Origin of the sequence: Rhodobacter capsulatus (assembly GCF_052363185.1) — a bacterium.
Taxonomy (GTDB): domain Bacteria; phylum Pseudomonadota; class Alphaproteobacteria; order Rhodobacterales; family Rhodobacteraceae; genus Rhodobacter; species Rhodobacter capsulatus_E.
The window spans coordinates 1,691,048-1,703,706 of sequence record NZ_CP198955.1 but is presented as its reverse complement, the minus strand read 5'-3'; the positions used below and the strand labels follow the sequence as shown (position 1 = coordinate 1,703,706).

14 protein-coding genes are annotated in these 12,659 nt (G+C 65.0%); 2 read left to right on the top strand and 12 right to left on the bottom strand.

Annotation, left to right across the window (positions count from 1 at the left end):
* Positions 1–334: 334 nt before the first annotated feature.
* The 3 genes from ACTTAG_RS08430 to ACTTAG_RS08420 form a co-directional block, all read right to left on the bottom strand.
* On the bottom strand, positions 335–2,137 hold the full coding sequence (locus ACTTAG_RS08430; RefSeq protein ID WP_444465218.1) for a PHA/PHB synthase family protein: 1,803 nt from the start codon (positions 2,135–2,137) through the stop codon (positions 335–337).
* Positions 2,138–2,319: 182 nt separating this feature from the next.
* Positions 2,320–2,895, bottom strand: coding sequence for a zeta toxin family protein (locus ACTTAG_RS08425; protein ID WP_444465051.1), 576 nt, complete (start codon positions 2,893–2,895; stop codon positions 2,320–2,322).
* 8 nt (positions 2,896–2,903) lie between these two features.
* Positions 2,904–3,260: a TA system antitoxin ParD family protein gene (locus tag ACTTAG_RS08420; RefSeq protein WP_444465050.1), complete on the bottom strand. Its 357-nt coding sequence runs from the start codon at positions 3,258–3,260 to the stop codon at positions 2,904–2,906.
* 499 nt (positions 3,261–3,759) lie between these two features.
* Between ACTTAG_RS08420 and ACTTAG_RS08415 the strand changes: the two genes are divergently transcribed.
* Positions 3,760–4,149: a YbaN family protein gene (locus ACTTAG_RS08415; protein WP_444465049.1), complete on the top strand. Its 390-nt coding sequence runs from the start codon at positions 3,760–3,762 to the stop codon at positions 4,147–4,149.
* A 146-nt stretch (positions 4,150–4,295) separates the two neighbouring features.
* On the opposite strand, the gene ACTTAG_RS08410 is transcribed toward ACTTAG_RS08415, so the two are convergent.
* Positions 4,296–4,562 (bottom strand): hypothetical protein, encoded by a 267-nt coding sequence (locus ACTTAG_RS08410; RefSeq protein ID WP_444465048.1) that lies wholly within the window; start codon positions 4,560–4,562, stop codon positions 4,296–4,298.
* A 206-nt stretch (positions 4,563–4,768) separates the two neighbouring features.
* On the opposite strand from ACTTAG_RS08410, the gene tig reads away from it, so the two are divergent.
* Entirely contained in the window at positions 4,769–6,103 is a 1,335-nt protein-coding gene (gene tig, locus ACTTAG_RS08405) for a trigger factor (protein ID WP_444465047.1), read from the top strand.
* Between the two features lie 61 nt (positions 6,104–6,164).
* On the opposite strand, the gene ACTTAG_RS08400 is transcribed toward tig, so the two are convergent.
* From ACTTAG_RS08400 to ACTTAG_RS08365, 8 genes are all read right to left on the bottom strand, one after another.
* A complete protein-coding gene (locus ACTTAG_RS08400; protein WP_444465046.1) occupies positions 6,165–6,377 on the bottom strand; it encodes a hypothetical protein in 213 nt (70 codons plus the stop codon).
* A 244-nt stretch (positions 6,378–6,621) separates the two neighbouring features.
* Complete coding sequence (rplI, locus tag ACTTAG_RS08395; protein ID WP_444465045.1) at positions 6,622–7,194, bottom strand: 50S ribosomal protein L9; 573 nt, start codon at positions 7,192–7,194, stop codon at positions 6,622–6,624.
* 12 nt (positions 7,195–7,206) lie between these two features.
* The gene (gene rpsR / locus ACTTAG_RS08390; RefSeq protein WP_444465044.1) at positions 7,207–7,434 is read right to left on the bottom strand and encodes a 30S ribosomal protein S18; all 228 of its coding nucleotides are present in this window, start codon (positions 7,432–7,434) and stop codon (positions 7,207–7,209) included.
* Between the two features lie 17 nt (positions 7,435–7,451).
* A complete protein-coding gene (gene rpsF / locus ACTTAG_RS08385; RefSeq protein ID WP_444465043.1) occupies positions 7,452–7,886 on the bottom strand; it encodes a 30S ribosomal protein S6 in 435 nt (144 codons plus the stop codon).
* Positions 7,887–8,025: 139 nt separating this feature from the next.
* Positions 8,026–8,919, bottom strand: a complete 894-nt coding sequence (locus ACTTAG_RS08380) for a DMT family transporter (RefSeq protein ID WP_444465042.1) — start codon at positions 8,917–8,919, stop codon at positions 8,026–8,028.
* A 60-nt stretch (positions 8,920–8,979) separates the two neighbouring features.
* Positions 8,980–10,209: a hypothetical protein gene (locus ACTTAG_RS08375; protein ID WP_444465041.1), complete on the bottom strand. Its 1,230-nt coding sequence runs from the start codon at positions 10,207–10,209 to the stop codon at positions 8,980–8,982.
* 115 nt (positions 10,210–10,324) lie between these two features.
* The gene (locus ACTTAG_RS08370) at positions 10,325–11,722 is read right to left on the bottom strand and encodes an aldehyde dehydrogenase family protein (protein WP_444465040.1); all 1,398 of its coding nucleotides are present in this window, start codon (positions 11,720–11,722) and stop codon (positions 10,325–10,327) included.
* Entirely contained in the window at positions 11,719–12,561 is an 843-nt protein-coding gene (locus tag ACTTAG_RS08365; protein WP_444465039.1) for a fumarylacetoacetate hydrolase family protein, read from the bottom strand. The genes ACTTAG_RS08370 and ACTTAG_RS08365 overlap by 4 nt, the downstream gene beginning before the upstream one ends.
* Between the last annotated feature and the right edge of the window lie 98 nt (positions 12,562–12,659).

The following is a 12,659-nucleotide window of genomic DNA, read 5'->3' as shown; positions in this document are numbered from 1 at the left end:
GGCCACCGGGACACCGCCTTCATTCAGCGGGGAATTGATCCGCTGGATCAATTCCTGATCCGCTTCATTGCCGCAAAACCCCAAGGATCTGCGCCTCTGTGTATCTGCTTGTCTTCATTCGAAATCTCCTCGTCCATCTTGCCGAGAAAATTCTACTTTTGAAGCCCCTTACTTTCGGGGGTCACAGCACGTGCTCGGCCTCCGACCGCCACCGCATGCAAGCCGCCTCGGTCAGCGGGGGCCGTTTGGGACGTCGATCACGCCACAAGCGGGATCTGACTCGCCTGCGGTTCAGCAGGAAACCCGGTCTTCGGCAGGGCGAGGCCTGCCACGTTCACGTCTGGAACACATAAGACCCCGGCGCCGCCTCGAGAGCGGGCAGACCGAATTGGGGGGCCCCAAGCTCTGCGCGTCCCGTCACCACGCCGCTGCTTTGTCCCGAAAGCCAGCCCGCCCATTCCGGCCACCATGAGCCCGACCTTTCGGCGCTGGTCTCCAGCCAGTCATCTGGCCCGACATAGAAGGCCGCTTCTGGCCGGTGCGAGACGCGGTAGCGGCTGCGCGGATTACCCGGTTCGTTCACGATTCCACTGTTGTGGCCGCCGCTGGTCAGGACGAAGGTCACGTCGCAATCGGTGAAAAGCTGCGTCTTGTAGACCGATCGCCAAGGCGCGATGTGGTCTGTCTCGGTCGCCACGACGAACATCGGCGTCGAAATGTCCTTGAGCGCGATCACCCGCCCCTCGACCGCGAAACGTCCCGCGGTCAGACGATTTTCGAGAAACAGCCCCCGCAGATATTCCGAATGCATCCGCGCGGGCATCCGCGTGGTGTCGGCCAGCCACACACCCATGTCGGTATGCACCTCCTGACGACCCAGCCAGTAGCGTTGCACCGCCCGCGACCAGATCAGATCCTCGGACCGGATCGCCGAAAAGGTGCCCGCCATCTGCGGCCGGTCCAGATAGCCCTGATCCCACATCATGTCCTCGAGAAAGGCCACCTGACTTTCGTCGACGAACAGCAGCAGCTCGCCCGCCTCGGCGAAATCAACCTGCGCCGCCATCAGCGTGATCGAGGCCAGCCGGTCATCCCGATCCCGCGCCATGGTGGCCGCCGCAATGGCCAGCATCGTGCCACCAAGACAATATCCCACCGCATGAACCTTGCGGTCCGGCACGATGGTGTTGACGGCCCGCAGCGCCGCCATCACGCCCTCCTTGCGATAATCCTCCAGCGACAGCTCCGCCTGTTCGGCCGTGGGATTGCACCACGAGATCGCGAACACCGTGAAGCCCCGTCCGACAAGGTAGTTCACCATCGAATTCCGGGGCGACAGGTCAAGAATGTAGTATTTCATGATCCAGGCCGGAATGATGAGGATCGGCTCCGCCTGAACCTCGGCGGTCCGGGGCGCATACTGGATCAGTTCGAACAGCGCGTTGCGAAACACCACCCGCCCCGGCGTGCAGGCCAGATCCTCGCCGACCCGGTAGCCCTCCGGGGCGGGATCGCGGGTCTGGGTCAGGGTCTTGATCGCGTCATGCACGAAGTTGACGGCCCCCTCGGCCAGATTGCGCCCCTGAGACTGGACGGTGGCCTCGATGATCTCGGGGTTCAGGGCCGGAAAGTTCGAGGGCGACATCACGTCAAGCATCTGGCGAGCCATGAACCGGGTGCGGTCGGCATCCTCGGGCCGCAGACCGCGCAGATGGTCGGTCGCAAAATCCCACCAATCCTGTGCGGCCAGAAAGGACTGCTGCCAGATGCTGAAGGGCGGCTTCTGCCAGCCGGGGTGGCGAAAACGGTGATCGAAGGGCTTGGGAGCGAAGGGCGGCGCCTCCTCACCCTGCGCGCCTGAAAGATGCGACATCAGCTTGACCATGTTGCGCTGCGCGCGTTCGATCAGTTCGAGCTGGCGGCCCGGGGCCTGGCTCATGTGCTGCGCCCAATCTGTCCAGGCTTCGATGAAGGAATGGGCAGAAATGCCCGCGCTCATCCGGGCCCTGGCGGCGCGCGCAGCCCGGTCAAGGTTCTGGTGGGGATGATCCAAACCGAAGTCCGACCGATCGGACGCGCGCGTGACGGGGGCGACCGGACCCGTTGGCACGACCGGCACAGACAGATCCTTGGGCATCGAGGACGGACCACGGGGCGATTTTGTCATCTGCCAACCTCCCGATCAAGAACCGCGAAACACAAACCATGCCGCTGACCGACATGCCCAGTTTCTCCGAGGCCAGAACGTTCGGATCATCCTATGCATGCCCGGCGCCCCGCGCCATGATCGAGCGCAAGTCCGCAGAACGAACGCCCCTCTCAGAAAACCAGATCGGCGGCATAGCCGGAGAGAACCCAGTTCGGCAGCAGCGCCTCGGCCCGAGCAAGACGTCCGGCGGCAAACAGCAGAACCAGACGCGGGGGCTGGTTCAGGCGGGAGTTATCAAAGACCATGCCCCGGTCGGCCTGCAGCACGGCTTCCCGGATCAGCGGTTGGCCGCGCGTGTAGCGGTCACGGATCTTCGCCTCGGGGACATCATGGCCGCCCTCCTCGGTGCGGGCGCGCACGCGGGCAACGGACAGATCCGGGTCCTCCACCCCCACATGCATGACAATCACCATGTAACCGCGCGCCTGCGCCTCGGTGATGATCTCGAGCTTCGAGGGGTGCGAAAAGACCGTCTCTGTCGCAAAGCTACGGTTGGCCTCCAGCAGCTCTGCCCGGCGCTTGGCCGCAATCTCGGCGGCGCGGTAAGAGGCTTCCATCGAGGGGTCCCGCAACTCGTCGCGCTGGATCAGATCGGCATTGATGAAGGGGCCGGCAAAGCTCGGCGCGACACGGGTCTGATAGAGCGTGGATTTCCCCGCGCCGTTCGGACCGGCAAGCAGGACCAAGCTGGGCCTCATCTTGCCGCGTCAGGCCCGGCATGGACAAGATTTCCGGCCGCATCAAGGCCGACACCCCGACCCAGCTGGCGCCGCTCGGCGAAGAAGGCCTGCTCCGTCGACGCGGGGGTGGCCATCTTTTCCGTGAAGGCATCGAGCCAGGCGATCGCCTCTTCCTCGCGCAATTCGACCGGATCAAGACGCCCGTCCAGCGCCGCCGTCACCCGCGCGTGGTCATAGGCTCCGGATTGCTCGATCGCCTTGCCAAGGCGGAGCCAATGGGTGATCTGGCCCGCCACGGAGCGGCTGTGAAGATCCGCCTCGCGGCGAACGGCGGCCATGACGTCATCGGCAAGTTTCACGGATTGAGCCATCGGGTCCTCCCTGCTTCGGGAAAGGTAGCATTTTGCCACCCGAAAATCAAGAATGACGACCGAACGTCGTCCCGGTGGCGCGTGCCAAGCCCTGCCAGACCGGATTTCACGCGATCCCCGCGCGGAACGGCGGTTTCGCACATTCACCTTGCGTTCCCGCTCTGTCTTGCGAAACAAAAACGCCAGTGCCTTGTTCTTCCACGCAGTTCGTGAATTTTAGGTTCTGGCGCCTTGGCGTGGGGGTTCGAGTCCCTTCACCCGCACCATCTTGTCCTTGGAAAAGATGTCAGCCCGGAGGCGACGTGGGTGCGGCCGCGGCATCGCCCGCGCAGGCCCCGCCTTTCGCCGCACAAGACATTGACCGCCGGTATTGTTTTTGTCAGGATTGCACAACCTCCGCCCTTCGCTCACGGGTCCATGCGATGGAAGACCGGCCCTCTCCCGACAGGATTGCATCGCCCGCGGCCGCGCGGGCGGCAGGGCCCGGCGGACCGCGGCCATGACGCAGCGACACACCCCCTCCGAGCGGCTGGTGCGCGCGGTCTTTGCCAGTCTGGGCCTGCTTTTCTGCGCCGTGGCCTTCATCGGCATCTTTCTGCCGGTGCTGCCGACGGTGCCGTTCCTGATCCTTGCGGCGGGCTTCTTCGCGCGCTCCTCGGAGCGGCTCGAGGACTGGCTGCTGAGCCATCGCGCCTTCGGGCCGATGCTGCGCGACTGGCGGGCGCGCGGCGCCATTCCCAAGCGCGGCAAGGCGATGGCCGTTGCCGGCTCGGCGCTGGGGCTGACGCTCTTCGTCGTGCTGCGCCACCCGCCGCTGTGGCAGGCCGCCGCCGTGCTGGCGCTGATGGCCACCGGCGTCGGCTATGTGCTGACCCGCCCCACCGCCTGACCCGGCCCGGCCGCGGCCGATCAGCCCCGCGGGTCGGACACGGGTGAGCTGCATTTGCGCTGCAGGTAGCGGTCGACCTTTTTCCAGGAGACTTTTGCGCGCAGTGATGCCGCCAAAGCCGGTGCCGTCAGCCTTCGACACAGATCTCACCCCGGTGCCGAATCCGCCCGCCTTGATGAACTGCGTCCCCCCCCCGCCGCGGGCGGCGCGAAGGCCGCCTCGGACATCGCTTTCGCCAGGGCCTCGAGTTCCTTGTCGTAAAGCCTGGCGATATGCTTGCAATCAAACACGGTTGGATCTTCGGGCAGATGCGCCAGATCCACCTTGCGCGGCTCCCATTTCTTCCCGCCCAGCACAAAAGCCGCGCCAATCAGCGCCAGTGCGCCCAGAACCATCATAATTCCTTTAAACATCGCAATTCCTGCCTCGTTACAACCTGAGGAGGATAAAAACCCGTCAATGCGGCAGAAGCAAGGCCGCCGTGCGGATCGAAAAGCCATGCCCGCGCCGGATTGGCTGCGGCTTTTCACCTTGCCAGCAAGGCCGCCAGCCCCTAGAAGGGCGGCTGAAATTTTGCCTGAGCGCGTCTTTTCGGCGCGCCCGAACCAGAGGAAACCCCATGCAGGTCACCCAGACCCTCAACGAAGGCCTCAAGCGCGGCTACACGATCACGCTGACCGGCGCCGAACTTGACGCGAAAGTCACCGAGAAGCTGATCGAGGTGCAGCCCGAAGTCGAGATCAAGGGCTTCCGCAAGGGCAAGGTGCCGATGGCGATGCTGCGCAAGAACTTCGGCGACCGGGTTCTGGGCGATGTGCTGAACGAATCCGTCGATGGCGCGATCAAGGACCTACTCGATCAATCGGGCGACCGTCCGGCGCTGCAGCCGAAGGTCGAGATGGAAAACGGCAAGGACTGGAAGCCGGGCACCGACGCGATCTTCACCGTGTCTTACGAAGCCCTGCCGCCGATCCCGGCCTTTGACCGCGCCACCGTGACGCTGGAACGTCTGGTCGTGAAGGCCGATGACGCCTCGGTGACCGAAGCGCTGGAAAACCTGGCGAAATCGGCGCAATCCTTTGAAGATCGCAAGAAAGGCACCAAGGCCAAGGACGGCGATCAGGTCGTGATCGACTTCGAAGGCTTCCTGGGCGACGAACCCTTCGAGGGCGGCAAGGGCGAGGAATATCCGCTTGTCCTCGGCTCTGGCTCGTTCATCCCGGGCTTTGAAGAGCAACTCGTCGGCGTGAAAGCGGGCGAAGATGCCGAAGTGAAGGTGACCTTCCCGGCCGAATACGGCGCCGCGCATCTGGCGGGCAAGGAAGCCACCTTCAAATGCCACGTCCATGCGGTGAAGGCCCCGAAACCGGCCGAGATCGACGACGAGCTGGCGAAGAAATTCGGCGCCGCCGATCTGGAGGCGCTGAAGGGTCAGGTCGCCTCGCGTCTGGAAGCGGAATACAAGGGCGCCTCGCGGGCGATCCTGAAACGCGCCCTGCTCGACATTCTGGACGCGCAGGTGAAATTCGATCTGCCGCCGACGCTGGTCGAGGCCGAAGCCGGTCAGATCGCGCACCAGCTCTGGCATGAAGAGCACCCGGATCACCACGGCCACGACCATGGCGCGGTGGAACCGACCGAAGAGCACAAGACGCTGGCCGAGCGCCGCGTGCGTCTGGGCCTGCTGCTCGCCGAACTGGGCCGCAACGAGAAGATCGAAGTGACCGATGCCGAGATGACCCAGGCGGTTCTGGCCGCGGCGCGTCAATACCCGGGCCACGAGCGCGAATTCTTTGAATTCGTCAAGACCAACGCGCAGATGCAACAGCAGATCCGCGCGCCGCTTTACGAAGAAAAAGTGATCGATTTCATCGTCGCGGGCGCCACCGTGACCGAGAAAGAGGTCTCCAAGGAAGAGCTGCAAAAAGCCATCGAAGCGCTGGACGAGCTCTGATCGTCACCGGACAGTGACAGGAAAGGCCGCCCTCCGGGGCGGCCTTTTTCAGTCTGCACCGTCAGTTCACCTGCACGAATCTCGGGGAACCGACGGACAGCGCGACCGGGTCGATCAGCGACCGGGACACCGCCAGCCCGTCCGAGATCTGCACCGGGCTGGCGCGGCCGAACCCGGGCAAAAGGCCTGCCAAAGGGCTGTGGCGATTGTGCTCGGCGTGCAAAATCCCCAGCGTCAAACCGAATAGGATCAGGGCAGCGATCCTGAATTCCATCACACTCCTCCTCGCGCAGGCGGCGGCCCGGGCCAAGGCGGCGGGCGGCGGCAGCGCTTGCCAGATCAACTCGAAAACACCCCCCGATCGGGGCCTGTTAACCTTGACGGTCAAATCCGGCGGGAATGGGAAACAGTTTTGACAAATTTTGTGCATTTTTCCCGGCGCGGGAGGCAGTCCCGGCCGCGCAAAAGAAAACCGCGCCCCGAAGGGCGCGGTTGCAACACTTCCCGGGGGAAGGGTCTTATTCGTCGTCCGAAGCGGCCGCGCCGACTTCGTCGAACAGCTCGGCAATCTCGAATTCCGCCGCCGCATCGGCTTCCGCCGCCAGCTGCTGGATCGACTTGCCGGCCGCCTGGATGGCCGCTTCTTCGGCCGAACGGGCAACGTTGAGCGTGATCGTCGCCTGGACTTCCGGGTGCAGCAGCACATGCACTTCGTGCAGGCCGAGCTCCTTGATCGGGGCTTTCAGCGCCACCTGACGCTTGTCCACCGAGAAGCCGCCCGCGGTGGCCGCTTCGGCGGCGTCGCGCGGCGTGACCGAGCCGTAAAGCGCCCCGGCGTCCGAGGCCGAGCGGATGACCACGAACTTCTGACCATCGAGCTTGGCGGCAGCCGCTTCAGCTTCTTTCTTGGTCTCGAGGTTGCGGGCTTCCAGCTGCGCCTTGCGGGCTTCGAAGCTCTTGATGTTGGCGTCGTTGGCGCGCAGCGCCTTGCCTTGCGGCAGCAGGAAGTTGCGGGCGTAGCCGTCGCGCACTTTCACCACGTCGCCCATTTGGCCCAGCTTGGCCACACGTTCCAGAAGGATGACTTGCATGTTCAGGTCTCCTTACTTCACGGCATAGGGAAGCAGGGCGAGGAAGCGGGCGCGTTTGATCGCCTGCGCCAGTTCGCGCTGTTTCTTGGCCGAGACGGCGGTGATGCGGGCGGGAACGATCTTGCCGCGCTCGCTGATGTAGCGTTGCAGCAGACGGATGTCCTTGTAGTCGATCTTCGGCGCGTTATCGCCCGAGAACGGGCAGACCTTGCGACGACGGAAGAAGGGTTTGGTAGCCATGGGTCAGTCTCCTCGGATCAACGACGCTCGGGACGCGGGCCGCGATCTTCGCGGGGGCCACGATCTTCGCGCGGGCCGCGGGGGCCACGGTCGCCACGGTCACCGCGCTCGTCGCGGTCGCCACGGTCGTCACGCTTCTGCATCTGCACCGAGGGGCCCTCGTCATGGGCGTCGACCTTGATGGTCAGCACGCGCATCACGTCGTCGTGCAGACGGGCGAGACGCTCCATCTCCTGCACGGCGGCCGAGGGCGCGTCGGTGCGCAGGAAACCGTAATGGCCCTTGCGGTTCTTGTTGATCTTGTAGGCCATGGTCTTCACGCCCCAGTATTCGGACCCGAGGACCTTGCCCCCGTTGTCGCCGATCACGGTCGAGAAGTGTTCGATCAGGCCTTCGGCCTGCGCGTTGGAAAGGTCCTGACGCGCAATGAGGACATGCTCGTAAAGCGGCATGTAGGCTCCTGTTTCACAAGGCGGCTTCATAGGGGGCCAGGACTTCCGCAGCCCACCACGAGAGGCGTCGCCGGTTCATATCATCGCGGAAGTCCGGGCCTTCTAGGCGCTCCCCCCCCGCGATGCAAGCGAAATCGCCCTATTTTCCCCGCCCCGCCAGCACGATCCCGGTCAGGATCAGCCCGAAACCGGCACCGTGGTAAAGGTGCAGCGGCTCGTGCAGCAGCGCGGCGGACAGGATCGCGCCATAGACCGGCAGCAGATGGATGAACTGCCCCGCCCGCGCCGGGCCCGCCATCTCCACCGCCTTCGTATAGAAAAGATAGGCCAGAACCGAGGGCACGATGCCGATATAGATCAGCGCCGCGATCGAGGGCGGCGTCCAGACCGGCACCCGGCCCGAGGCGATTTCCCAGACCAGAAACGGCGCGAGAATCGGCAGCGCCAGCGCGATCTGCACCGCCAGCAGGCCGATGCGGTTCACCTCGGCCGGGAAGGTCTTCAGCCCCATCGTGTAAAGCGCCCAGGCCACCATCGCGGCAAAGATGATCAGATCGCCGCGCGCGAAATCCAGCGCCGCCGCGCGCTCCCATGAGCCCTGCAAGATGACGACCGCCACGCCCCCGGTCGAGACGATCAGCCCAAGGATCGCCCAAAGGCTGAGCCTTTGGCCCCAGAAAACCGCCCCCAGAGCCATGATCAGCAAGGGAATGGTGGAATTCAGAAGCATCCCGTTCGTCGCGGTCGAGGTCTGCAAGCCCCAATAGACGAGCGAGTTGAAGGCTGCGACGCCGGGCAGCGTCAAAAGCAGGATGCGCAGGAAGTAACGGCGGTAAAGCGGCCAGTCCCGGCGCAGCCAGGGCCAGGCAAAGGGCAAAAGCGCCACCAGCGCAATCGACCAGCGGCCAAAGGACAGCGCCACCGGCGGCCATTCCCCGCGCGAGGCCCGCGCGACGATGAAATTGCCCGCCCAGAAGAGCGGCGGAAGCGCCAGCACCGCCCAAAGTTTCCAGCCGCCCTTTGCCTCGGTCATCCCCGCCTCCTCTTTGCCCTTGGTTTGGGCCGAAATGGCGGCGGGGGCAAGGGGGCGGCGTCACTGCGCCGGGGCAAGCCCGCCCGAGAAGGCCTCGCGCGCAAGGACCCGGGCGTTTTCAAACACCTCCATGCTTTCAAAGACATAGTCAAAGAAGCTGCGTTGCGTTTCGACCTCGATCTCGAAAATCTCGATCGGGGCAAAGCGCGGATCGCGCAGAAGCCCCGTGGCGATCCAGCGGTTGACCATCAGCATCCGGTCGCGCTCGGCGGCATAGATGCCGTTGAACGAGACCTCGGTCTTCATGTCTTCAAGCGCCAGCTTGCTGTCGGGCAGGGCCCCGAGCCACTTGCGGTTGACCGGCCGCACCACATGGATGGTGCGCGCGCAAGAGAGTTCCGAGAGCAGCACCGGCCGGTAATAGGCCCCATCGAGCGCGCCGAAACCGCCCTCCGGATTGCCCTCAAACCCGTATTCGTAAAGCCAAAGCCCGTCGCGCACCGCCTGCGGGGTGATCTCGGTATAAATGGTGCGGCTGCGCCAGCTTTTCCGCCCGCCGGGGGCGATGCCCAGCTGCGCCAGCGCCGAGGGGTTGGCGTGGACATATTCCAGCCCCTCGCGCGGGTCATAGGCGTTGAAGAGAATGCCGATCCCGGTCTCGTTGAAGGTCCGCGCGATCTCGGCAAAGAAGCTGTCGGGGAAAAGCGGCACCAAAGTGCGGGCCGGGGTCAGGCTCATCATCTCCTTGAGCCAGAATACATTTCCCCCCGCGCGCGAGATCGCGTCCAGACTGCGCGACATGTTTTGCATCATGTCGAAGGGCCATTCGAAAAGCGAGGGCCGGAACACCCCGCTTTTGCCGAACAGCGCCAGATGCATCAGATCGGCGTCGCGCTGCCCGAAGGGCTGCAAGGTCTCGATCTGCTCGGCCAGATGGGTTTCCAGGCTCTCGCCGCCCGCCAGCGCCTGCAGATAGCGCCAGACCCAGTAGATCTGCCCCGAGGTGCAGGAAATCGCCCGCGGATAGACGCCGCCCTCCAGCGCCGCCTGCAGGAAGCCCGCGCCATGGGCATTGTTGCCCGCAAGCCCGCCAAGCGCAAAGGCGACATCGGTTTCCGAGGTCTTCGTCACCGGATCGGGCGTCGGCGCCGGTTCCGGTGTCGGCCCGGGCGGCGGGGTCGGGTCGGGCTTCGGGGTCGGCGTCGGCTTGGCCTCCTCCTCGGCGCGCGGCTCGCGCGCGCGCGCCCGTTTCGGTTTCGTCGGCTTGTCGTCTTGCGGTTCGTCTTCCATGGCGCCCCCTGCATGACCTCCGCCCGGGCCGATCCGACCCGGCGGTATCGCATAGGTTGAAGATAGCGCCGCTGCGCAGAAAAGTCATCCTCGCAGTTGCAGCAAGTGCCGAAGATCAGCCCACCAGCGCCTGCACCAGCCGCGCCAGTCGGGCGGAGAGCGTGCCATAGGGCGGCATCAGCGGGTCAAGCACCGCGAAACGGTTCTCAAGCACCGGTTTTTCATGCGAAAAGGCCGCGAACCCCCAGCGCCCGTGCGCCGCGCCCAGCCCCGATTGCCCGATCCCGCCAAAGGGCAGATTGAGATGCAGGAAATGCGCCAGCGTCACATTCACCCCCACCGCGCCCGAGGTCGTGGCGGCGCAGATCCGCGCGATCAGCTTCCGGTCGCGGGCAAAGACATAAAGCGCGAGCGGCTTTTCCCCCGCCTCGATCCCGGCCAGAACGGCGTCAAGATCGTCATAGGCGATCACCGGCAGGACGGGGCCAAAGATTTCCTCGCGCATGAGCGCCGCGTTTTCGGGCACATTCGTCAGCACCGTCGGCGCAAGGTAACGGCTGGCCGCCTCGGCCTCGCCGCCCGCGATCAGGGTGGCGCCATGGCCGACGGCCTCGGTCACCATGGCGCGCAGGCGTTCGAAATGTTTCGCCCCGATCAGCCGGGCAAAACTGCGCGAGGCCTGCGGGCGGGCGCCATACATCCGCGCGATCTCGGCCCGCAAAGCCTTGGTGAAGGCCTCTTCCTGCGCGCGGGGCACAAAGACATGATCGGGGGCGATGCAGGTCTGCCCGGCGTTTTGAAACTTGCCCCAGGCCACCATCCGCGCCGCCTTTTTCAGATCGGCATCGGGGCCCAGGATGACGGGCGACTTGCCGCCCAGCTCCAGCGTGACCGAGGCCAGCGTCTTCGCCGCCGCCGCCATCACCACCTTGCCCACGGCGGGCGAGCCGGTGAAGAAGATATGATCAAAGGGCAGCGCCAGAAGCTCGGTCGCGGTCTCGACCCCGCCTTCGACGACAGCGACCAGATCTTCGGGCAGGCAGGCGGCCACGATCTTCGCAATCAGCGCCGAGGTGGCGGGCGCCAGTTCGGACGGTTTCACCACCGCCGCATTGCCCGCCGCAATCGCGCTGACCAAAGGCCCCAGCGCCAGACACAGGGGATAGTTCCAAGGCGCGATGATCAGCACCGTGCCTTTGGGTTCGGGCCGGATCGTCGCGCGGGTGCCGATCATCGACAGCGTCGGGCGCACCCGCCGCACCCCGGCCCAGGATTTCAGATGCCGCGAGGTGTGGCGGATCTCCGACAGGATCGGGATGATTTCCGAAATCCGCACCTCGACCGCGGGCTTGCCCAGATCGGCGGCCAAAGCCGCCATGATCTCGGCCTCGCGGGCGCGGATCTCGGTCGCCAGACGCTTCAGCACCGCGCGGCGCTGTTTCACCGTGAACTCGGTCCGCCGCCGGGCATCGCCCGCGGTGAGACGCGCGAAAACCTCGGCGGCGGGGCTCATGCCTGCACCACGACTTGCCGCTGACTGCCCAGCCCGGTGATGCCCAACTCGATCACATCGCCCGGATGCAGAAATTTCGGGGGTTTCATTCCCATGCCGACGCCGGGCGGCGTGCCGGTGGTGATGATGTCGCCGGGCTCCAAGGTCATGAACTGGCTGAGGTAATGGACAAGGAAGGCCACGCCATAGACCATCGTCGCCGTGGTCCCGGTCTGCCGCCGCACGCCATTCACATTCAGCCACAGATCGAGCGCCTGCGGGTCCTTGATCTCGTCCTTGGTCACGAGCCACGGCCCCAGCGGCGCAAAGGTGTCATGGCTCTTGCCCTTGACCCATTGCCCGGACCGTTCGATCTGGAAGCCGCGTTCGGACACATCGTTGCAGATCATGTAGCCCGCGACATGATCCATCGCCTCTTCCAGCGTCACATATTTCGCCCGCGTGCCGATCACGAAGGCCAGCTCCACCTCCCAATCCAGCTTCTCCGAGCCGCGCGGCGCTTCCACATCGTCATCGGGCCCGCAGATCGCCGAGGTCGCCTTCATGAAGACGACGGGCTCGGGCGGCACGGTCAGCCCGGCCTCTTCGGCGTGATCGGCATAGTTCAGCCCGATCGCGATCAGTTTGCCCACCCCCGCGACGGGGGCGCCCAGCCGCACGCCCTCGGGCACGATCGGCAGCTTGCCCGCATCGGTCCAGAACAGTTTCGACAGGCCTTCGTCGCTCAGCGCCTTGCCGTCGATGTCGCGCACCACCCGGGACAGATCGCGGATCGTGCCGTCGAGGTGCAGAAGTCCGGGCTTTTCAAGACCCTTCTCTCCATACCGAACCAGTTTCATTCCAACTCCCGATATTCCAATCCGCCGTCTCGAACCTTCGGCCAGACGCACAATCTGCGATGGCAAGCCGGGCCAGAGCAAGAGAAAGCCCGGGGTTC